The 21,136-nt window shown below is 64.4% G+C and carries 21 protein-coding genes; 8 read left to right on the top strand and 13 right to left on the bottom strand.

What is annotated here, in order from left to right:
• Positions 1-58: 58 nt before the first annotated feature.
• The 4 genes from LLJ08_RS18550 (at position 59) to LLJ08_RS18535 (ending at position 3,413) form a co-directional block, all read left to right on the top strand.
• The gene (locus tag LLJ08_RS18550; RefSeq protein WP_228207648.1) at positions 59-841 is read left to right on the top strand and encodes a sulfite exporter TauE/SafE family protein; all 783 of its coding nucleotides are present in this window, start codon (positions 59-61) and stop codon (positions 839-841) included.
• Between the two features lie 10 nt (positions 842-851).
• The gene (gene lgt / locus LLJ08_RS18545; protein WP_042927847.1) at positions 852-1,652 is read left to right on the top strand and encodes a prolipoprotein diacylglyceryl transferase; all 801 of its coding nucleotides are present in this window, start codon (positions 852-854) and stop codon (positions 1,650-1,652) included.
• Between the two features lie 105 nt (positions 1,653-1,757).
• A complete protein-coding gene (locus LLJ08_RS18540; RefSeq protein WP_041015236.1) occupies positions 1,758-2,552 on the top strand; it encodes a thymidylate synthase in 795 nt (264 codons plus the stop codon).
• Positions 2,553-2,639: 87 nt separating this feature from the next.
• Entirely contained in the window at positions 2,640-3,413 is a 774-nt protein-coding gene (locus tag LLJ08_RS18535) for a ParA family protein (protein WP_041015235.1), read from the top strand.
• A 12-nt stretch (positions 3,414-3,425) separates the two neighbouring features.
• Here LLJ08_RS18535 and LLJ08_RS18530 read toward each other — a convergent pair whose 3' ends face one another.
• The 6 genes from LLJ08_RS18530 to LLJ08_RS18505 form a co-directional block, all read right to left on the bottom strand.
• Complete coding sequence (locus LLJ08_RS18530; protein WP_101276201.1) at positions 3,426-4,412, bottom strand: branched-chain amino acid ABC transporter permease; 987 nt, start codon at positions 4,410-4,412, stop codon at positions 3,426-3,428.
• The gene (locus tag LLJ08_RS18525) at positions 4,412-5,299 is read right to left on the bottom strand and encodes a branched-chain amino acid ABC transporter permease (protein WP_228207647.1); all 888 of its coding nucleotides are present in this window, start codon (positions 5,297-5,299) and stop codon (positions 4,412-4,414) included. Before LLJ08_RS18525 ends, LLJ08_RS18530 begins: the two co-directional genes overlap by 1 nt.
• Positions 5,299-6,003: an ABC transporter ATP-binding protein gene (locus tag LLJ08_RS18520; RefSeq protein WP_044314419.1), complete on the bottom strand. Its 705-nt coding sequence runs from the start codon at positions 6,001-6,003 to the stop codon at positions 5,299-5,301. The genes LLJ08_RS18525 and LLJ08_RS18520 overlap by 1 nt, the downstream gene beginning before the upstream one ends.
• Positions 5,996-6,802, bottom strand: a complete 807-nt coding sequence (locus tag LLJ08_RS18515) for an ABC transporter ATP-binding protein (protein ID WP_419585750.1) — start codon at positions 6,800-6,802, stop codon at positions 5,996-5,998. Before LLJ08_RS18515 ends, LLJ08_RS18520 begins: the two co-directional genes overlap by 8 nt.
• Before the next feature lie 2 nt (positions 6,803-6,804).
• Positions 6,805-8,010 carry an ABC transporter substrate-binding protein gene (locus LLJ08_RS18510; RefSeq protein ID WP_125877106.1) on the bottom strand — a complete coding sequence of 402 codons (1,206 nt, stop codon included), beginning with the start codon at positions 8,008-8,010 and terminating at the stop codon, positions 6,805-6,807.
• Between the two features lie 394 nt (positions 8,011-8,404).
• Positions 8,405-9,217 carry a universal stress protein gene (locus LLJ08_RS18505; RefSeq protein ID WP_228207646.1) on the bottom strand — a complete coding sequence of 271 codons (813 nt, stop codon included), beginning with the start codon at positions 9,215-9,217 and terminating at the stop codon, positions 8,405-8,407.
• A 179-nt stretch (positions 9,218-9,396) separates the two neighbouring features.
• On the opposite strand from LLJ08_RS18505, the gene LLJ08_RS18500 reads away from it, so the two are divergent.
• Both LLJ08_RS18500 and LLJ08_RS18495 read left to right on the top strand, forming a co-directional pair.
• Positions 9,397-10,305: a response regulator gene (locus tag LLJ08_RS18500; RefSeq protein WP_044314422.1), complete on the top strand. Its 909-nt coding sequence runs from the start codon at positions 9,397-9,399 to the stop codon at positions 10,303-10,305.
• Positions 10,306-10,449: 144 nt separating this feature from the next.
• Positions 10,450-11,346 carry a peptidoglycan DD-metalloendopeptidase family protein gene (locus tag LLJ08_RS18495; RefSeq protein WP_023444550.1) on the top strand — a complete coding sequence of 299 codons (897 nt, stop codon included), beginning with the start codon at positions 10,450-10,452 and terminating at the stop codon, positions 11,344-11,346.
• Between the two features lie 52 nt (positions 11,347-11,398).
• Here the strand turns inward: LLJ08_RS18495 and LLJ08_RS18490 are convergent, their stop codons facing one another.
• From LLJ08_RS18490 to glcC, 7 genes are all read right to left on the bottom strand, one after another.
• Positions 11,399-12,160, bottom strand: coding sequence for an outer membrane beta-barrel protein (locus tag LLJ08_RS18490; RefSeq protein WP_228207645.1), 762 nt, complete (start codon positions 12,158-12,160; stop codon positions 11,399-11,401).
• 190 nt (positions 12,161-12,350) lie between these two features.
• Positions 12,351-13,694 carry a hemolysin family protein gene (locus LLJ08_RS18485; RefSeq protein ID WP_042927858.1) on the bottom strand — a complete coding sequence of 448 codons (1,344 nt, stop codon included), beginning with the start codon at positions 13,692-13,694 and terminating at the stop codon, positions 12,351-12,353.
• A gap of 98 nt (positions 13,695-13,792) precedes the next feature.
• Positions 13,793-15,094 carry a phosphate regulon sensor histidine kinase PhoR gene (phoR, locus tag LLJ08_RS18480; protein WP_228207644.1) on the bottom strand — a complete coding sequence of 434 codons (1,302 nt, stop codon included), beginning with the start codon at positions 15,092-15,094 and terminating at the stop codon, positions 13,793-13,795.
• 68 nt (positions 15,095-15,162) lie between these two features.
• The gene (gene phoB / locus LLJ08_RS18475; RefSeq protein WP_003283304.1) at positions 15,163-15,852 is read right to left on the bottom strand and encodes a phosphate regulon transcriptional regulator PhoB; all 690 of its coding nucleotides are present in this window, start codon (positions 15,850-15,852) and stop codon (positions 15,163-15,165) included.
• A gap of 120 nt (positions 15,853-15,972) precedes the next feature.
• A complete protein-coding gene (gene ubiA, locus LLJ08_RS18470) occupies positions 15,973-16,866 on the bottom strand; it encodes a 4-hydroxybenzoate octaprenyltransferase (protein ID WP_090521878.1) in 894 nt (297 codons plus the stop codon).
• A gap of 43 nt (positions 16,867-16,909) precedes the next feature.
• Positions 16,910-17,449 carry a chorismate--pyruvate lyase family protein gene (locus LLJ08_RS18465; RefSeq protein ID WP_046618435.1) on the bottom strand — a complete coding sequence of 180 codons (540 nt, stop codon included), beginning with the start codon at positions 17,447-17,449 and terminating at the stop codon, positions 16,910-16,912.
• A 114-nt stretch (positions 17,450-17,563) separates the two neighbouring features.
• Positions 17,564-18,337 carry a transcriptional regulator GlcC gene (gene glcC, locus LLJ08_RS18460; RefSeq protein ID WP_041015224.1) on the bottom strand — a complete coding sequence of 258 codons (774 nt, stop codon included), beginning with the start codon at positions 18,335-18,337 and terminating at the stop codon, positions 17,564-17,566.
• A gap of 237 nt (positions 18,338-18,574) precedes the next feature.
• Here glcC and glcD point away from each other — a divergent pair, with 237 nt between their 5' ends.
• Both glcD and glcE read left to right on the top strand, forming a co-directional pair.
• Positions 18,575-20,074, top strand: a complete 1,500-nt coding sequence (gene glcD / locus LLJ08_RS18455) for a glycolate oxidase subunit GlcD (RefSeq protein ID WP_042927862.1) — start codon at positions 18,575-18,577, stop codon at positions 20,072-20,074.
• Positions 20,074-21,135, top strand: a complete 1,062-nt coding sequence (gene glcE, locus LLJ08_RS18450) for a glycolate oxidase subunit GlcE (RefSeq protein WP_228207643.1) — start codon at positions 20,074-20,076, stop codon at positions 21,133-21,135. Before glcD ends, glcE begins: the two co-directional genes overlap by 1 nt.
• The last annotated feature ends 1 nt before the right edge of the window (position 21,136 follow it).

Here is a 21,136-nt window from a genome sequence, read left to right as displayed (position 1 = left end):
GCGCGGGGCGGGCGCATTTTCCGCTAACATGCCGCTTTGTTTCGCCGGGACGGGGCGCATGGAGTTTCTGCTGTATCTGCTGCTGGGCGGCTTCGCTGGTGTGCTGGCCGGGCTGTTCGGCGTGGGCGGCGGGCTGATCATCGTGCCGGTGCTGGTATTCAGTTTCAGCGCCCAGGGATTTTCTCAGGAAATCCTCACCCATCTGGCCGTCGGTACGTCCCTGGCTACCATCGTCTTCACCTCGGTCAATTCCATTCTCACCCATCACCGCAAGGGTGCGGTGCGCTGGCCGATGGTGCTGTGGATGACCTTTGGCATCCTCCTTGGCGCCGCCCTGGGCAGCCTGACTGCCGCGGCGATCCAGGGGCCGATGCTGCAGAAGATCATCGGTGTGTTCGCCCTGGCGATGGCGGTGCAGATGGGTTTCGACCTGCGACCCAAGGCCACTAGCCGAGCACCCGGGCGGCCGGAACTGTCGCTGGTCGGGGTAGTGATCGGCTGGGCTTCGTCGATTTTCGGCATCGGCGGCGGCTCGCTGTCGGTGCCCTATCTGACCTGGCGCAGCGTGCCGATGCAGCAGGCGGTGGCGACTTCCGCGGCGTGCGGCCTGCCGATCGCGATCGCCGGGGCGCTGAGTTTCATGGTGGTCGGGTGGCACGAAACGCAACTGCCCGACTGGAGTCTGGGCTTCGTCTATCTGCCGGCCATGCTCGGCATCGCGGCAACCAGCATGTTTTTCGCCAGACTGGGTGCGAAACTGGCGCATCGTCTGTCGGCCAAGGTTCTGAAACGGCTGTTCGCTCTACTGCTGCTGAGCGTCGGCATCAATTTTCTGGTTTGAGGAGTAACGGATGCTGCCCTATCCGCAGATCGATCCGGTGGCCATTGCCATCGGCCCCTTGCAGATTCACTGGTACGGCCTGATGTACCTGATCGGCATCGGCGGCGCCTGGTGGCTGGCTTCGCTGCGGGTGCAGCGCTTCGCGCCCGAGTGGCCGAAGGACAAACTCTCCGACCTGGTGTTCTGGGTGGCCATGGGCGTGATCGTCGGTGGCCGTCTGGGTTATGTGCTGTTCTACGATCTGGCCGCCTACATCAATGACCCAAGCCTGATTTTGCAGGTCTGGAAGGGCGGCATGTCCTTCCACGGAGGACTGATCGGCGTGCTGCTGTGCAGCTGGATCTTCGCTCGGCGCAACGGCAAGAGCTTCTTCGAGCTGATGGACTTCATCGCGCCGTTCGTGCCGATCGGCCTGGGCGCCGGGCGTATCGGCAACTTCATCAATGCCGAACTGTGGGGCAAGGCCACCGATGTGCCCTGGGCGATGGTCTTCCCGACCGATCCGCAGCAACTGGCGCGGCACCCGTCGCAGCTCTATCAGTTCGCCCTGGAGGGCGTCGCGCTGTTCCTGATCCTCTGGTTCTATTCGCGCAAGCCGCGGCCGACCATGGCGGTGTCCGGACTGTTCGCGGTGTGCTACGGCATCTTCCGCTTCATCGTCGAGTTCGTCCGTGTGCCGGATGCACAGCTGGGCTACCTGGCGTTCGGCTGGCTGACCATGGGCCAGCTGCTCTGCGTGCCAATGGTGCTACTCGGTGCCGGGATGATCGCCTGGGCCTATCGCCGCGACGCCGGCCGGGCTCCGGCCTGATTCCGTTGCCCTGCCTGTCGCCATGAGGGCGACAAGCGGGGCGCAGGCCTTTTACTATTCGCGCAGCCTTTTCACCGCGCTTCGGCGCCTGCTTCGAGTCAATCGATGAAACAGTACCTCGACCTGATGCGCCACGTGCGCGAACACGGCACCTTCAAGACCGATCGTACCGGCACCGGCACCTACAGCGTGTTTGGCCATCAGATGCGCTTCGACCTGGCCGAAGGCTTTCCGCTGGTCACCACCAAGAAGTGCCACCTCAAATCCATCATCCACGAGCTGCTGTGGTTCCTTCAGGGCGACACCAACATCAAGTACCTGAAGGAAAACGGCGTGCGCATCTGGGACGAGTGGGCCGACGAGAACGGCGAGCTGGGCCCTGTCTACGGCTACCAGTGGCGTAGCTGGCCGGCGCCGAACGGTGAATCCATCGACCAGATCGCCAACCTGCTGGCGATGATCAAGAAGAACCCGGATTCGCGCCGCCTGATTGTTTCGGCCTGGAACCCGGCGCTGGTCGAGCAGATGGCGTTGCCGCCATGCCACGCGCTGTTCCAGTTCTACGTCGCCGACGGCAAGCTCAGCTGCCAGCTGTACCAGCGCTCGGCGGATATCTTCCTCGGCGTGCCGTTCAACATCGCCAGCTATGCGCTGCTGACGCTGATGGTGGCGCAGGTCTGCGACCTGCAACCAGGCGAGTTCATCTGGAGCGGCGGCGACTGCCATCTGTACGCCAATCACCTGGAACAGGCCGACCTGCAGCTGACCCGCGAGCCGCTGTCGCTGCCGACCATGAAGCTCAATCCGGACGTGAAGGACCTGTTCGCCTTCCGCTTCGAGGACTTCGAACTGGTTGGCTACGAAGCGCATCCGCACATCAAGGCACCCGTTGCCGTCTGACTTTGGTCGGTTTTGCCGTCGTGGATAACCCGGCTGTCATGTTTGCTGTATAGACTCGACCGCTCAGGGACTGTCGGGAGGCGAATCATGCGTAGGGTCGTGTTCAATCAGAAGGGCGGTGTCGGCAAGTCGAGCATCGCCTGCAACCTGGCAGCGGTCAGTGCATCGCAGGGCTACCGCACGCTGCTGGTGGATCTGGACGCCCAGGCCAACTCCACGCATTACCTGACCGGGCTGACCGGCGATGACATTCCCACCGGCATCGCCGATTTCTTCAAGCAGATTCTCGCCGGCGGTACCGCTGGCAAGAAGGCGCGCCCGCCCATTCTAGAAACGGCCTTCGACAATCTGCATTTGATCAGCGCGACGGCAGAGCTGGCCGACCTGCAGCCCAAGCTGGAGGCCAAGCACAAGATCAACAAGCTGCGAAAATTGCTCGATGGTCTTGCCGAGGACTATGACCGGATTTACCTCGACACCCCGCCGGCGCTGAATTTTTATACGGTCTCTGCACTTATCGCAGCTGATCGCTGCCTGATCCCCTTCGACTGCGACAGCTTTTCCCGCCAGGCGTTGTACAGCCTGCTCGACGAGATCGAGGAGATGAAGGAAGACCACAACGAGACGCTCGAGGTCGAGGGCATCGTGGTCAATCAGTTCCAGCCGCGTGCCGCGCTGCCGCAGCAAATGATCGATGAACTGCTGAGCGAGGGTCTTCCGGTGCTACCGGTCTACCTGATGAGTTCGGTGAAGATGCGCGAGTCGCACCAGGCCTGCACGCCGCTGGTTTACCTGGACCCGCGGCACAAGCTGAGCCAGCAGTTCGTCGAACTGCATGAACTGCTCGAAGCGAACGGCTGAGCCGGTTCGGCTTCAGTCCTCGGGGCGCCGCTGCAGCTTCTTGCCCAGCCGCGAGGCATAGAGTTCGCCGATCATCCCGCGCCGGAACACCAGTACGCAGACCATGAAGATGATGCCGGTGACCAGCGTCACCGGTAGCTCCGATGTGGCGAAGTAATTGCCCAGCGTGGTCACCAGCGCCGCGCCAAAAACCGGGCCGACCAGCGTGCCAATACCGCCGAGCAAGGTCATCAGCACCACCTCGCCGGACATCTGCCAGCTGACATCGGTCAGCGTGGCGAACTGGAACACCAGCGCCTTCAGCCCGCCGGCCAGCCCGGCCAGCGCGGCGGACATGACGAAGGCGCCGAGCTTGTAACGCGACACCGAATAGCCCAGCGAGATGGCGCGGTTCTCGTTCTCGCGGATCGAGCGCAGGATCATGCCGTACGGCGAGTGGATCACGCGCCAGATCAGCAGCATCCCGGCGAGGAACACCGACAGCACGAAGAAATACATGTACAGCGGTTCCTCGAGATCGATGAAGCCGAACAGGTGCCCGCGCGGGATGTTCTGAATGCCGTCCTCGCCGTGGGTGAACGAAGCCTGCAGGCAGAAGAAAAAGAACATCTGCGACAGCGCCAGGGTGATCATCGTCGAGTAGATACCCTGCCGGCGGATCGCCAGGAAGCCGATGATCAGCCCGAGAAACGCCGCGCCGGCGACGCCGACGAGAATGCCCAACTCCGGAGGCAGCCCCCATTCCTTCACCGCGTGGGCGGTGAAATACGCCGCGCCGCCGAAGAACGCCGCGTGGCCGAAGGATAGGATGCCGGTATAGCCGAGCAGCAGGTTGAAGGCGCAGGCGAAGAGGGCGAAGCACAGCACCTTCATCAGGAAGATCGGGTAGAAGTAGAACGGTGCCAGTGCCAGCGCGACCACGCCGATCAGGATCAGCACGGTCTCCAGGCGCAGCAGCGGGCGTTTGGTGGTCGGCGTGACGTTCACCTGGCTGTTCATCAGGCGTCCCTCCCCATCAGGCCGGCCGGGCGCACCAGCAGTACGATCGCCATGATCACGAAGATCACGATGTTGGAAGCCTCCGGATAGAACACCTTGGTCAGCCCCTCGAGGATGCCGAGCATGTAGCCGGTAATGATCGCGCCGAGAATCGAGCCCATGCCGCCGACCACCACCACCGCGAACACCACGATGATCAGGTTCGAGCCCATCAGCGGGCTGACCTGGTAGATCGGCGCGGCGAGCATGCCGGCCAGGCCGGCCAGCGCTGCGCCCATGCCGTAGGTGAAGGTTAGCAACAGCGGCACGTTGATGCCGAAGGTGCGCACCAGCGTCGGGTTTTCCGTGGCGGCACGCAGGTAGGCGCCGAGCTTGGTCTTCTCGATCAGCATCCAGCTGGCGATGCAGATCACCAGGGAGGCCAGTACCACCCAGGCGCGGTACTTGGGCAGGAACATGAAGCCCAGGTTGTAGCCACCGGCCAGCTCCTTGGGCACGGCGTAGGGCTGCCCGGAGGAGCCGTAGAAGTAGCGGAACGCGCCTTCCAGGGCGAGCGCCAGGCCGAAGGTGAAAAGCAGGCTGTAGAGGTGGTCGAGGTTGTACAGCCGCGATAGCGCCAGGCGCTCGATTACCGCGCTGCATAAGCCGACGATGATCGGCGCGAGGATCAGCGCCGGCCAGTAGCCGATGCCGAGGGTCGCCAGCAGCAGATAGCCGGCGAAGGCGCCGATCATGTATTGCGCGCCGTGGGCGAAGTTGATGATCTTCAGCATGCCGAAGATGATCGCCAGGCCCAGGCTGAGCATGGCGTAGAACGAGCCGTTGATCAGGCCGATCAAGAGCTGGCCGAGGAAGGCCTGGATCGGCACATCGAAAATCGTCGTCATCAGACCCCCAGGGCTTCGTTGAGCATGGTCATGCGGCCGGGCAGATCGGCGACGTCGAACGAATCGATGACCTTGCCATGATCGACCACATAGAAACGGTCGGCCACCTTGCTGGCGAAGCGGAAGTTCTGTTCGACCAGCAGGATGGTCATGCCGCGCTGCTTGAGCGTCTGCAGCACCTCGCCGATGCGCTGGATGATCACCGGTGCCAGGCCTTCGGTGGGTTCGTCGAGCAGCAGCAGCTTGGCTCCCGTGCGCAGGATGCGCGCCATGGCCAGCATCTGCTGTTCGCCACCGGAAAGCTTGGTGCCGGGGCTCTTGCGGCGCTCTTCGAGGTTGGGGAACAGCTGGTAGATCTCCGCCAGGGTCATGCCGCCCTTGGCGATCACCGGCGGCAGGGTGAGGTTCTCCTCCACCGTCAGTGTGGAAAAGATGCCGCGTTCTTCCGGTACATAACCGATGCCGTGGCGAGCGGTGCGGTGCAGCGGTACGCGCAGCATGTCCTTGCCGTCGAATCGGATGCTGCCGCTGCGCTTGCGGATGATGCCGACGATCGAGCGTAGCGCGGTGGTCTTGCCGACGCCGTTGCGGCCGAGCAGGGTCACCGTCTCGCCCTGGTGCACGTCGAGGTCGATGCCGTGCAGGGCATGGCTTTCGCCATACCAGGCGTTGAGGTCGCGCACGCTGAGCAAGGGTTCAGTCATCGTCGGTCCCCATGTAGGCCACGCGTACGCGCTCGTCCTGGCTGACCGTGCGGTAGTCGCCGGAGGTAAGGATTTCGCCGCGCTGCAGCACGGTCACCTGATGGCAGAGGTCGGCGACCACCTTGAGGTTGTGCTCGACCATCAGCACCGCACGCTGGGTGGCCACCTCGCGGATGATCTCGGCCACCACGTGCACGTCCTCGTGGCCCATGCCGGCCATGGGTTCGTCCAGCAGCAGCACCTTGGGCTCCAGCGCCAGGGTGGTGGCGATCTCCAGTACGCGTTTGCGACCGTAGGAGAGATCAGCCGCCAGCTCGTTGCGCTTGTCGGCCAGGCCGACCGACTCGATCAGCTGCATGGCGCGCTCGTTGAGGCGGTTGAGCGAGCGCATCGGCAGCCAGAACTGCGTGGCCAGCCCGCCCGGCCGCTGCAGGGCAACGCGCACGTTGTCCAGCACGCTAAGGTGCGGGAATACCGCCGAGATCTGGAACGAGCGCACCAGCCCCATGCGTGCCACCTTGGCCGGGTCGGTGCGGGTGATGTCCTGGTCGAGCAGGCGGATGGTTCCGCTGGTGGGCTGCAGGAACTTGGTCAGCAGGTTGAACACTGTGGTCTTGCCGGCGCCATTGGGGCCGATCAGGGCGTGCACCTGTGCATGGCGCACGTCCAGGTCGACGTTGTTGACGGCGACGAAGCCGCCGAACTCCTTGCGCAGGCCGCGGGCAGAGAGCATCACCGGCGTGTCCGTGGCTGTGCCAGCGGCCGAACCGCCGGCGTCCAGACCTTGCGCTGCCGCCATGCTCACTGCCCGACCAGATCACAGCCACTCTCGGCCGGATCGATGTAGGCCTCGTTGCCCGGCACGGTCGCCAGCACCTTGTAGTAGTCCCACTCGCGCTTGCTCTCTTCGGGCTTCTTCACCTCCATCAGGTAGACGTCGCTGATCAGCCGGCCGTTGGCGCCGACCTTGGCGTTGCGCGCGAAGACATCGTCCACCGGCATCTCGTGCATCGCCTTGGCGACCGGCTCGGTGGCGTCGGTGCCGGCCTTTTCGATCGCCTTGAGGTACTGCATGACGCCGGAGTAGGTGCCGGCGTGGACCATGTTCGGCATACGGCCGGTGCGCTTGAAGAAGCGTTCGCCGAACTCGCGGGATTTGTCGTCGCGGTCCCAGTAGAAACTTTCGGTCAGGGTCAGGCCCTGGGCGGCGTCGAGGCCCAGGCCGTGCACTTCGGCGAGGGTGAAGAGCAGCGCGGCGAGGCGCTGGCCGCCGGCGACGATGCCGAACTCGGCGGCCTGCTTGATGCTGTTGGCGGTGTCCAGGCCAGCGTTGGCCAGGCCGATGACCTTGGCGCCGGAGGATTGCGCCTGCAAGAGGAACGACGAGTAATCGGTGCTCGCCAGCGGATGGCGTACCGCGCCCTTGATTTCGCCGCCCTTGGATTTGACGAACTTGCCGGTCTGCTCTTCCAGCGAGTAGCCGAAGGCGTAGTCGGCGGTGAGGAAATACCAGCTGTCGCCACCCTGGGAAACCAGTGCGCCGCCAGTGCCGACCGCCAGCGCATGGGTGTCATAGGCCCAGTGGAAGCCATAGGGTGAGCACTGCTTGCCGGTCAGCTCCGTGGTGGCGGCGCCGGTCACCAAGTTGATCTTCTTCTTGCTCTTGGAAATGCCCTGTACCGCCAGCGCCACCGAGGACGTGGTCAGCTCCATGATCGAGTCGACCTGCTCGCGGTCGTACCACTGCCGCGAGATGTTGGAGGCGATGTCCGGCTTGTTCTGGTGATCGGCGGTGACGATCTCGATGGGCGCGTCGAGTACCTTGCCGCCAAAGTCCTCTGCAGCCATCTTCGCTGCCTCGAACGACCACTTGCCGCCGAAATCGGCATACACGCCGGACTGGTCGTTGAGGATGCCGATCTTCACCTTGCCGTCGGAAATCTCGGCCGAGGCGGGTACCGCGGCCACTGCCGTCAGGGTTGCCACTGCGATTGCTGAAAGCTTCATGCGTATCTCCTTGCACGGTTTGCTCGGCATACGGGTTCGCCCCATGCGAAGCGGTCCGTATGGGCGGGTTAGGGGAAAGCTGGGCAGACGGTCAGGCGCGCAATGCCGTGGATCGCCGGCGGGCTGAATGCAGCGGCCAGGCATTGATGCACGCACGGCGAACGCACTCGTGCGCGGGGCATCACGTCGTCGTGGAAAGTCGCAGAGATGAGAGCTGGAAAGCGGGACCAGAAACGAGTCGAAGCGAGGCTCATGGGCGTCTTCTTCTTATTGTTGTTCTGGCTCTAAACGTAGCAGGGGTTTGCAAGGACGCAACCTGATGGTGGCGTGCCGATCAGTGATGCTGTGCCTGCATGCACCTGCGCCGTCGGGCGCAGGCGGGCAGAGACGCGCTTCAGCGCGCGATCAGGATGTCGCAGGGCGGGTTGTCGATAAACTGCCGGGCGAGGCTGCCGAGCAGAGCGCTGCTCAGTTCACCGCGGCTGTGACTGCCAAGGGCCAGCAGCTGCGGTTGCAGGTCGCGCAGCGCCTCGTCCATGCAATTGTTGCGCTCACCCTGATGCAGGCTGTAGCTCAGCAGCGCGCCGGTATCCGGCAGCTGCGGCTGGATATCTTCGATCAGCTGGTCGAACAGCTCCTGCTGCAGCGACAGACCTTCGTAATCGGGGCCGTGTACTTCGGCCATCTCGTCGATGTGCAGAGCGTGCAGTTCGGCACCTTCGCCCAGCAACTCCCAAGCGCAGTGCATGGCGCGCGTGGCGCAGCGGGAGAAATCCAGCGCAGCCACGGCGCGATGATACGGGGCGTCCGCCGGGGTGATAGCCAGCAACAGCGGCGCCCGGCTTTCCAGCATGACGCGCTCCAGCGTGGTGCCGGCGAATCCCTGGCTCGACCCCTTGTGATGGCGGCCCAGCACCAGCAGATCGGCCTCCAGCCCCTCGGCCTGGGTGAGGATCTCCTCCACCGGCTGCCCGCGGCGAATCCAGGGTTCGAGCTGACCCAGCCCGTTCTCCTGCAGGCGTTGCTGCAGGAGTGCGCGTGCCTGCTGTTCGTCGCTCCCGGCGTCGCGCTCGTCGAGTACGTGAAGCAGGCTGATGCGAGCACCGGTCTGGCGCGCCAGGCCGGCGGCACGTTGCAGCGCGAGATCGGCGTCCGGGCTGAGATCGTGGGCGACAAGAATGTGCTGAACCCGATTGTGCTGAAGCATGGGCGGCCTCGCGAAGCTGGCGAAAGGCGCAAGTATGCCGTGGCCGCGGGGGCATGTCCCGCCCGTGACCCGCGTCGCTGGGTTGATCGGGCGCAACAACTTCACGGGCAATGGCCACTCGTGCTTTTGTCGATCCGATCCTGCGGCTATGCTTGCCGGCATTCGAGCAGGAGTTAAGGATGAGCAAGGTCAGTGTGCTGGTGGTGGATGACGCGCCCTTTATCAGGGATCTGGTGAAGAAGGCGCTCCGTAGTCACTTTCCCGGCATTCGCATCGAGGATGCGGTCAACGGGCGCAAGGCCCAGCAAATACTCAGCCGTGAGCGCTTCGACCTGATCCTCTGTGATTGGGAAATGCCGGAGATGTCAGGTCTGGAGCTGCTGACCTGGTGCCGCACGCAGGATGCGCTGAAGATCACGCCGTTCATCATGGTCACCAGCCGTGGCGACAAGGAGAACGTGGTACAGGCCATTCAGGCCGGCGTTTCGGATTTCATCGGCAAGCCGTTTTCCAACGAACAGCTCACCAGCAAGGTACGCAAGGCCCTCGGCCGCGCCGGCAAGCTGGATGCCCTGGCCGCCAGCGCGCCGACGCGAACTCTGGCGACCGGCATGGCCAACGACTCGCTGGCCGCGCTGACGGGCGGCAAGGCCGAGGTGGTACGACCCGCCGCTCCGGCCGCCGAAGCCAAGGCCTCGCCGCTGATTCAGCCCAGTGCAGCGCCTGCCAGCGCACCAGCCGGTGCCGCGTCCGGTCGCGGGCAGGGCCAGTTGCGCCTGGCCAACGGCAGTGTCGCCTGCGTGATCAAGGCGCTGAGCCTCAAGGAAGCGCTGCTGGTGGTCAAACGCGGCGAGCAGTTGCCGCAGGTGCTGGAAAGCGCCGTGCTCGATCTCGAGCAGGGCGAGGGCGGTGAGGTCGCCCGTCTCAATGGCTACCTGCATGCCGTCGCCGCGTTCGAACCCAAGCCCGACAGCGAGTGGCTGCAGCTGTCGTTCCGCTTCGTTGATCGCGATCCGCAGAAGATGGACTACCTGTCGCGCCTGATCGCCCGTGGTACCGCGCAGCGGCACTTCGTCCCAGGCGCCTGATTCGACCCGGCCAGGCGACCGTTCGGCGCCTGGCCGCGCAGACAAACTGACGAGCATCACACCCCGACGGTCGGTGGCTCGCACAGGTCCGCCGGCACTGCTAGTCTTCCCGCTCCAACACTATAACCACTAGAAACTGCCGTTATGCTGGGGCGCATTCTTTTGTTGCTCGGGCTGCCGCTGCTGGCTACGCCGGCGCTGGCCCTGACCATCTACAAATACACCGACGCCAATGGGGTCGTGACCTACAGCGACCAGGCTGCGCCTGGCGCGCAGGTTTTCGTCTTCAGTGACCGCATGGTGGAAAAGCTCGACACCCAGGTCAAACTGGAAACCCGCAAGCACGCGGCAGGCGAGACGCTGCTGGTGCGTAACGACCTGTTCGCGCCGGTCGATATCGAGCTGAAGCTGGAAAACGTCGTCAATGCCGTCGGGGCACCGGCCAAGCCGATTCGCTGGGTATTGCCGCCGCGCAGTCAGATTCGTCTGGCCACCCTGGCCCCGCGCGATGCCAGCAAGCCACTCAAGTACACGCCCAAGCTTCGCCATGCCCTGGGCGATCCGCGCCTGCTGCCCAAACCTTACAAGTATCCGCTGCCATGGCGCGGCGGTCCGTTCCGCCTGACCCAGGGCGCCAACGGCCAGTACAGCCATTTCACGCCCAAGGGCCGCTATGCGGTCGACATCGCCATGCCCGAAGGCACGCCCATCGTCTCCGCGCGCGGCGGCATGGTGGTGAAGATCGAGAACGAGCAGAGCGGGCGGGGCAACAACCCGGCCGGCAACTTCGTGCGCATCATGCATGACGACGGCACCATGGGCGTCTACCTGCACCTGATGAAAGGGTCGGTAGCGGTGCGCGAGGGACAGCGCGTCGAGAGTGGTACGCGTATCGCGCGTTCCGGCAATACCGGCAACAGCACCGGGCCGCACCTGCACTTCGTGGTGCAGCGTAACGTCGGCCTGGCGATCGAGTCGATTCCCTTCGACTTCTCCCAGCCGGTCAACAGCCTGCCGAACTTCGCCGTGGGGGGTGAGTAGCCGCGCGGGCCGCTCACCGGTCCGTTCATGACAGGCCGGCAACTTCAGCGACTCAGAATGCCAGGCCGACCTTCAAACCGACCTGTTCCTGCTTGAGCTTGCTGTTTTCGGCGAACTCGCTGTCACTGTCGATCTCGTAGCGGGTCTGGGTGTAGTACAGGCTGGTGCTGATTGGCATGTTGTTGATGCCCTTGTTCCACAGCACGCTCAGCTCACCGTAGGGGTTGACCTTGTCCTTGAGGTCGACGGTGTCGCTTTCGCCGCCAACCTTCAGCGTGCTGTCCGCTTCAATGGAATAGCGGGCGCCCACTTCAAGGCGCACGGTGTAGTCGGGCGTCAGGTAGTTGTAGCCGATACCTGCCTTGGCGAATGGCGAGCGGGTGGTCAGCTTGACGTCTTCCTCGAAGATGCCGACGCGCACGTCATCCTGCTCGATGCGTCCCCAGTCGTAGCCGCCGCCGACAATCAGGTCGACATAGTTGTTGGTACTCAGGGCTGCGCGCAGGCCCAGGTCGAGATCGGCGCGAGCGGACAGATACTCCACATCGTCTTTTTCACGGTACTGACCTTCGATTCCTGCCTGGTAGATGAAGCCTTCCTGTCCGGTCATCTTGTTGCCGAAGTTGTAGTACAGCCCGCCCTGGTTGAGGCGCTCCTTGTCGCTTTCGTCGTTCACGGTCAGCTTGTACTGATTGTGCGAGCCAATGACGCCGAACGTGGAGATCGGGCCGGTGGCCGATTGAGCGAAAGCCTGAGAGGTGGCTGCCAGGCACAGGGCCAAGGCGGTTGTGGTAGTCAAACCATTGATGCGCATGCGGGAAGCTCCATCGTCATTCGATAAGAAATCGGTGGCGGCTCAAGCGAGCCGCCTATGGCGTGGACTGGCGCTGTCTGAAAATAATTCTGCGTATCACGATGGGCGGTCGTTAATACTTGTAAATCAAGGATTAGCGAGCGGTATGTAAACGAAAAGGTAACTGTGGCTGGCCAGCAATGGGGGCGATCTATCCCGGAAAACGAAGAACCTTGGCCAAGACGATCTTCGGTCCGCGCATCTTCTTGATGACTATCTGCAGGCCATCGACCTGGAGCACTTCGTCTTCATCGGGGACACGTTTCAGCGTCTCGTAAACCAGACCGGCAAGGGTTTCAGCCTCGACGTGATCGAGATCGATCTCCAGCAGGCGCTCCAGCTTGAACAGCGGGGTGTCGCCGCGGACCAGCAGCTTGCCGGGCTGGTAGGCAAGCACGCCGCGTTCGGTCTTGCGATGTTCGTCCTGGATGTCGCCAACCAGCACTTCGAGCACGTCTTCCATGGTCAGGAAGCCAATCACCTTGTGGTCGCCTTCCTCGACCAGTACGAAGTGCGCCCCTCCCTGACGAAACTGCTCGAGCAGGCTGGCCAGCGGCATGTGCTTGGACACCCGTTCCAGTGGGCGCAGCAGCTCGGTCAGGCAGAAGTGCTCGGGCAGGTGATCATCGGCGGCCAGCGCCAGCAGCAGATCCTTGATGTGCAGCAAGCCGACGTACTCGCCCTGCTGGTTGTCGTAGACCGGGTAGCGGCTGTACTTGTGGCGGCGAATGACCTCGAGGACCTCGCTCAGCGGCGCATCGTGCTCGAGTTGCAGCAGGTCCTCGCGGGAGTTGGCCCAGTCAACGACTTCCAGCTCGCTCATTTCCACCGCCGAGGCCAGCACTTGGATCTGCTGGTTGCCGGGGTCGCGGGCGCGGTTGGAATGCAGGATCAGCTTGAGCTCGTCGCGGCTGTAGTGATGATCGTGGTGCGCCCCCGGCTCGCCCTGGCCGGCAATGCGCAGAATGGCGTTGGCACTGGCATTGAGCAGGTAGATGGCCGGGTACATCAGCCAGTAGAACAGGTACAGCGGAACGGCCGTCCACAGCGATAGCAGCTCCGGCTTGCGGATCGCCCAGGACTTCGGCGCCAGCTCACCAACCACGATATGCAGGTAGGAAATGATGAAGAAGGCGGTGAAGAAAGCGATGCCGTGCACCAGCGCCTGGGACTGGATGCCGATGCTGGCCAACAGCGGTTCGAGCAGATGCGCGAAAGCCGGCTCGCCGACCCAGCCGAGGCCGAGCGAAGCCAGTGTGATGCCCAGCTGGCAGGCCGAAAGGTAGGCGTCGAGCTGAGCGTGAACGGTGCGCAGGATGTGCCCGCGCCAGCCGTGCCGGCTGGCAATCGCTTCCACCTTGGTGGAGCGCAGCTTGACCATGGCGAACTCGGCGGCAACGAAGAAGCCGTTGAGCAGCACGAGGAACAGGGCAAAGAGAATCAGACCGAAATCGGCGAAATAGGACGAGGCGGCGTAACTGGGGGAGGGGTCCATGAAGGGGTCGGGTAGCCAATGATCGCGACAGGATGGCGGCGGCGGGCCGGCTTTTCAAGCCATGAGCCGGGATTTTTCCGGCTCGCGCAGGCAGCGGGTCAGCGTTCGGACACCTGGCTGTTCTGGAAGTGGCAGGAGAAGCGGCTGCCTCGGCCAGGTGTACTGCTGATATCCAGGCGGCCCTGGTGGCGCAGCAGCACGTGCTTGACGATGGCAAGCCCCAGTCCCGTGCCGCCGGTGCTGCTGGCACGGCTGGAGTCGACGCGGTAGAAACGCTCGGTCAGGCGTGGCAGGTGCTTCTGCTCGATGCCGATACCGCTGTCCTCGACACTCAGGTGCGCGCCCACCTCGTCACTCCACCAGCGCACATGCACGCTGCCACCATCGGGCGTGTACTTCACTGCATTGAACACCAGGTTGGAGAAGGCGCTGCGCAGCTCCGTCTCGCTGCCCTTGAGCAGCAGCGCCGGGTCGGCATCGAGGCTGATCAGGTGGCCGCGGCTGCCAGATAGTGCGCGGGCATCGCTGACGATCGATTGCAGCAGCAGGCCGACCGCCACCGGCTGGTTGTCGGTCGGGCGACTGCTGGTTTCCAGGCGAGCCAGCAGGAGCAGGTCGTTGAGCAGGTGCTGCATGCGCCCGGCCTGCTGATTCATCTGCTGCAGCGCCCGGAGCCAGCGCGGGTTCACCGCGTCGGCGTTTTCCAGCAGCGTCTCCAGATAGCCGGCGATGACGGTGAGCGGCGTGCGCAGCTCGTGGGATACGTTGGCGACGAAGTCTTTGCGCATCTGCTCCAGCTGGTGCAGGCGGGTGACGTCGCGGACCAGCAGCAGGTGCTCGCGGTTGCCGTAGCGAGTGATGTTGAACTGCAGGCGAATGCGGTCATCGACGGGAGAGGCCAGCTCCAGCGGCTGGTCATAGTTGCCGCCGTCGAAGTACTCCTTGAACGCCGGATGACGCACCAGGTTGCCGATCGGGTGACCGGCGTCCTGCGGCTTCTTCAGCCCCAGCAGGCGGTTGGCGGCGGGGTTCCACCATTCCAGATTGCCATCGCTGTCGAGCATGATCACCGCATCCTTGAGTGCGGCGGTAGAGCCCTGGGCGCGATCGATGATGCCTTGCAGTTCGCCGCGCAGGCGCAGGTCGCGGCGCTGCAGCTGGTAGAGGCTGTCGAAGATATCGCCCCAGATGCCGGCCGAATCCGGCGGCGCTTCGTCCGGGTCGGCACGCCGCAGCCAGCGCTGCAGGCGCAGCAGCTGGCGCAGGGTCCAGATCAGGTAGCCGGTCAGGCCAAGGACCAGCGCCCAGGCAAATTCGCCGGTCAGCAGTCCCAGCAGCAGGCAGCCGCCCAGCAGAAGCAGCAGGCGACGCACGAGGGCTCCTTGCCAGTCCTGATTCAACCGATGCACTCCAGAGCGGTGGCGATGATGGGATGGATGACGCCGGGACGCATGCTCACCCGGCGCGCTCAGCTTTTGCTGGAGAAACGATAACCGGTGCCGCGTACCGTCTGCACCAGGTTCTCGTAGGCCTCACCGAGCGCCTTGCGCAGCCGACGGATATGCACATCGACAGTGCGCTCCTCGACATAGACATTGCCGCCCCAGACCTGATCGAGCAGCTGGCTGCGGGTGTAGGCGCGCTCCTGGTGGGTCATGAAGAATTGCAGCAGACGGTATTCGGTGGGGCCCATCTCGGCCGGTTTGCCGTCGATGGTGACGCGGTGGCTGACCGGGTCGAGCAGCAGGCCACCGATCTCGATCGGCGACTCGCTGTCCACCGGCGTCGCACGGCGCAGTACGGCCTTCAGGCGCGCTACCAGCTCGCGCGGCGAGAAGGGTTTGGTGATGTAGTCGTCGGCGCCGACTTCCAGGCCCTGAATCTTGTTGTCCTCTTCACCCTTGGCGGTAAGCATGATGATTGGCGTGTCGGCGGTCAGCTCGTCACGCTTGAGGCGGCGGGCCAGTTCGATGCCGGAAGTGCCGGGCAGCATCCAGTCGAGCAGGATCAGGTCCGGCTTGCGGTCGATGATCAGCGCGTGGGCCTGCTGGGTGTTCTCTGCTTCGAGACAGTCATAGCCGGCCATTTCCAGGGCGACGACGATCATCTCCCGGATCGGCGCCTCGTCATCGACGATCAGTATGCTCTTGCCGTTCATGGTCAAGCCTCGGGTCTGTTCTTGTCGTCCGGCATTAGATAACGGAATTATTGCAGCCATGTGACAGGCAGACGGCAACAGGCTGCCGTGCTCCGGCGCTCTAGCCCGGCGCGCCTGGGCTTAAGCCTTGGTAGCGTAGTCCAGCACGATGCCCGCCAGGATCGCCAGTCCTGCCCAGTGGTTGTGCAGGAACGCCTTGAAGCAGATCTGCGGTTTGCGCGATTGGGTTTTCCAGAACTCCCAGGCGAAGCAGCCGGCGGCGACCACCAGCCCGAGGTGGAACCACTGGCCCAGCTCGAAGCGCACGCCGGCAAGGAGCAGGCAGAACAGCGCCAGGCCCTGCAGGGTGACGATGATGACGCGGTCCGCTTCACCGAAGAGGATGGCGGTGGACTTGATGCCAATCTTCAGGTCGTCCTCGCGGTCGGCCATGGCGTAGTAGGTGTCGTAGGCCACCGTCCACAGCAGGTTGGCGATGAACAACAGCCAGGCCTCGGGCGGCAGGCTGCCGGTCTCCGCGGTGAAGGCCATCGGCATGCCCCAGGAGAAGGCCGCGCCGAGCACCACCTGCGGATAGAAGGTGTAGCGCTTCATGAATGGGTAGCAGGCGGCCAGCGCCAGGGCGCCGAAGGACAGGTAGACGGTGGTCGCGTTGGTCAGCAGCACCAGGCCGAAGCTCAGGCCCACCAGCACGGCGAACAGCGTCCAGGCCTCGCGCGAGCTGATCTTGCCGGTGGCCATGGGGCGCGCCTGGGTGCGTTGCACGTGGCCATCGAAGTTGCGGTCGGCGAAGTCGTTGACCACGCAGCCGGCGGCGCGCATCAGGATCACGCCGGTGACGAAGATGAACAGGTTCTTCGCGCTGGGCACGCCTTCGGCAGCGATCCACAGCGCCCACAGCGTCGGCCATAGCAGCAGATAGGTGCCGATGGGCCGGTCCAGGCGCATCAGCTGGATGAAGTCCCAGGCGCGCGGGTGCAGGCGATTGCACGATTGCAGCAGTTTCAGATACATCAACGGCTCTCCTTGGCGGAAGGGGGCATGCAGAGCGGCGCGCTCAGGGCGTGACGGCGGCGGCCTGCCACAGCTCGGGGAGGAACACCTCGGCGACCAGCACGCCGAGCCGATTCTGGCGGAAGCACGAGCGCCGCGCCCAGAGGCCGTCGACACGGCACGCATCCGGTAGCCAGCGCGCGGGATAATGACAGGCCTCGAGCGTGCCGCGGGCAAAGGCCGGATCGCTGAACAACAGCTCACCCAGGGAACGATTGCCCAGGCGCTGCAGGTCGAGGCCGGAGTCCTCCAGCTGCGCTCGCGCGGCGACGCTGCGGGCGAACACCCAGGGCTGGCCATGACCGCACAGATAGACTTCACGCACCCAGCCCTCGCTGTCGGCCGGAACGCCTAGCGCGGCGCACTCGTCTGCACGCAGGGGCTGCCAGGCTTCGTGTAGCGGCGTCACGCTGAAGGCGCCATCGGCCAGCTCGGTCAGGCGGCGGGTGAGCGAGCCCTTGTCGACGTAGAGCCAGTCGTGCAGGGCGGGATCGAGGGGGGAGGGGAGGCGGTCGGCACTTAGCCAGTCATGAATTTCGGACACGGTGCGTCAGAGCTAGCGGAAAAGAGCGGCGAGTCTAGCATGCGACTTGGGCGCGGCACGGGTGCGGGCTGTCCGGCCAGGCTGTAGCCGCGCTCGGTAAACGCTACATACGCCTCAGGTCCAGCCTTCAAGACGCATGGTGGCGCGCACCAGGCGCTGCTCCTCCTGTTCGATCTCCTTGAGGTTGTCGCGAATGCCGTGGATATGGTCGCGTGCCGCACGCTGGGCCTGTTCCGGCAGACGCTCGATCACCGCGTGATAGAGCCGCGAGTGCTGGCGGTCGATCTGCCTCTTCTGCGCTGGTCGATGGTAGAGGTTGTTCACCGAGGCGAAAACCGTGCTGAGCATCAGGTCGGTCAGCGACTGCAGCGTGTGCACCAGCACCGGGTTGTGCGAGGCCTCGCAGATCGCCAGATGAAACGCGTGGTCGAGTCGAGCGTGCTCGCGAGGGTCGGCGCCGTCCTCGCTGGCGTGGGCGGCGAGCATTTCCTCGTAACGGCGGCCGAGCAGCACGAAATCCGCATCGGTGCCGCGCAGGGCGGCCAGCCGCGCCGACTCGCTTTCCAGCAGCGCGCGTACTTCCAGCAGGTCGTAGAGCGTGCGCGGTTGCGAGTTGAACAGGTGCATCAGCGGGCTGGCATCGTGGTTGCCGGACAGTTCGGCGACGAAAGAGCCACGGCCCTGGGACGTCTCGATGATGCCGCGTCCACGCAATACGCGCAGGCCCTCGCGCAACGCCGAGCGGGAAATGCCCAGCTTCTCGCACAGGCGGCGTTCCGATGGCAGCGCCTGGCCGACCTTCAATACGCCGTCGACGATCAGCCGTTCGATACGCTCGGCGACGACATCGGCGACTTGACGACGGTCATTGTGGTTTTCGTTCTGCATGTCCTTCGTTCTCCGACTGGTAGGACCAGTTTGGCGGGAGTTTACCCTGAATGCCTGAATACCAGTAAAAGCGCGGTCTGGAGGACTATTCGGTAGTGCCTTTCATCGGGCGACTACAAAAAACTGGTAGGACCAGTTGTCTAGGTCATGGACTGGGGACCATCTTCGACGTTAAAGATGCGTCATTCCACCGCAGTCGTTCGCGCTGGCTGCAACCCACGAGAACCGGAACCTGCCATGAACATTCTCTACGACGAACGCGTCGATGGTGCGTTGCCCAAGGTCGACAAGGCCGCCCTGCTGGCCGAGCTGCAGGCGCAGTTGCCCGACCTGGACATCCTCCACCGCAGCGAGGACCTCAAGCCCTACGAGTGCGATGGGCTGTCCGCCTACCGCACCGCGCCGCTGCTGGTGGTGCTGCCCGAGCGCATTGAGCAGGTCGAGACGCTGCTCAAGCTCTGCCATCAGCGCGGCGTGCCGGTGGTTGCCCGTGGCGCCGGTACCGGCCTGTCTGGCGGCGCGCTGCCACTGGAGCAGGGCATCCTGCTGGTCATGGCGCGTTTCAACAAGATTCTCGAAGTCGACCCGGCTGGGCGCTTCGCTCGGGTCCAGCCCGGCGTGCGCAACCTGGCGATCTCCCAGGCCGCGGCCCCCTATGAGCTGTACTACGCGCCGGACCCTTCGTCGCAGATCGCCTGCTCCATCGGCGGCAACGTCGCCGAGAATGCCGGCGGTGTGCATTGCCTGAAGTACGGCCTGACCGTGCACAACCTGCTCAAGGTGGACATCCTCACCGTCGAGGGCGAGCGCATGACCCTCGGTTCCGATGCACTGGATTCGCCGGGCTTCGACCTGCTGGCGCTGTTCACCGGCTCCGAAGGCATGCTCGGCATCGTCACCGAGGTGACGGTCAAGCTGCTGCCCAAGCCGCAGGTGGCCAAGGTGCTGCTCGCCGCCTTCGACTCGGTGGAGAAGGCCGGTCGTGCGGTGGGCGACATCATCGCCGCCGGCATCATCCCCGGTGGCCTGGAAATGATGGACAACCTGTCGATCCGCGCTGCCGAAGACTTCATCCACGCCGGTTATCCGGTGGATGCCGAGGCGATTCTGCTCTGCGAACTCGACGGCGTCGAAGCTGACGTGCATGACGACTGTGCGCGAGTCAGCGAAGTGCTGAAGCTGGCCGGTGCCACCGAAGTGCGCCTGGCCAAGGACGAAGCCGAGCGCGTGCGTTTCTGGGCCGGACGCAAGAACGCCTTCCCGGCGGTCGGGCGCATCTCGCCGGACTACTACTGCATGGACGGCACCATTCCGCGGCGCGAGCTGCCGGGTGTGCTCAAGGGTATTTCCGACCTCTCCGAGCAGTTCGGCCTGCGCGTGGCCAACGTGTTTCATGCCGGCGACGGCAACATGCACCCGCTGATCCTCTTCGATGCCAACCAGCCCGGTGAGCTGGAGCGCGCCGAAGACCTGGGCGGCAAGATCCTCGAACTCTGCGTGAAGGTCGGCGGCAGCATTACCGGCGAACACGGCGTCGGCCGCGAGAAGATCAATCAGATGTGCTCGCAGTTCAACGCCGACGAGCTGACGCTGTTCCACGCGGTCAAGGCGGCCTTTGACCCGAGCGGCCTGCTCAACCCGGGCAAGAACATCCCGACCCTGCATCGCTGCGCCGAATTCGGCCGCATGCACATCCATAACGGCCAGCTGCCTTTCCCTGAACTGGAGCGTTTCTGATGTCCGTAATCGCCAACGACGCCAGCGCGCAGTTGCTGGACCAGGTCAACCAGGCGCTCGCCGCCAACACGCCGCTGCGCATTCAGGGCAGCGGCAGCAAGAGCTTTCTCGGGCGGCAGGCCGACGGTGTACTGCTCGATACCCGCGAGCACCGCGGCATCGTCAGCTACGATCCCACCGAACTGGTGGTCACCGTTCGCGCCGGCACGCCGCTGACGGAGCTGGAAGTCGCGCTGGATGCCGCCGGGCAGATGCTGCCTTGCGAGCCGCCCCACTTCGGCGAGGGCGCCACCGTCGGCGGCATGATCGCTGCCGGGCTGTCCGGCCCGCGTCGTCCGTGGAGCGGTTCGGTGCGCGATTTCGTGCTCGGCTCGCGGGTCATCACCGGCCAGGGCAAGCACCTGCGTTTCGGTGGCGAGGTGATGAAGAACGTCGCCGGCTACGACCTGTCGCGCCTGATGGCCGGCAGCTTCGGTTGCCTCGGCGTACTCACCGAAGTCTCGCTCAAGGTCCTGCCCAAGCCGCGCCTGTGCACTAGCCTGCGCCTGGAAATCGATCTCGAACGCGCACTGCTGAAGCTCGCCGAGTGGGGCCAGCAGCCGATCCCGATCAGCGCCGCCAGCCATGATGGCCAGGCGCTGCACCTGCGTCTGGAAGGCGGCGAAGGCTCTGTTGGTGCGGCCCGCGAGCGTATCGGTGGCGAGGATCTCGACCCCGGCTACTGGAACGATCTGCGCGAGCAGCGCCTGGCGTTCTTCGCCGACCCGCGTCCGTTGTGGCGCCTGTCGCTGCCGAACAACACGCCGGCGTTGGGTCTGCCCGGCGATCAGCTGGTGGACTGGGCCGGTGCCCAGCGCTGGCTGAAGTCCGACGCCGATGCGGTGACCATCCGCGGCATCGCCATCGAAGTCGGCGGTCACGCCACCTGCTTTACCGCAGGCGCCACGACCAATCCGTTCCAGCCGCTGGCCGCACCGCTGCTGCGCTATCACCGCCAGCTCAAGGCCGCGCTGGACCCGCAGGGGATCTTCAACCCCGGCCGCATGTATTCCGAGGTCTGAT

Source organism: Stutzerimonas chloritidismutans (assembly GCF_020783375.1).
Taxonomy (GTDB): Bacteria; Pseudomonadota; Gammaproteobacteria; order Pseudomonadales; family Pseudomonadaceae; genus Stutzerimonas; species Stutzerimonas kunmingensis.
This window is presented reverse-complemented; position numbering and strand designations above follow the sequence as displayed.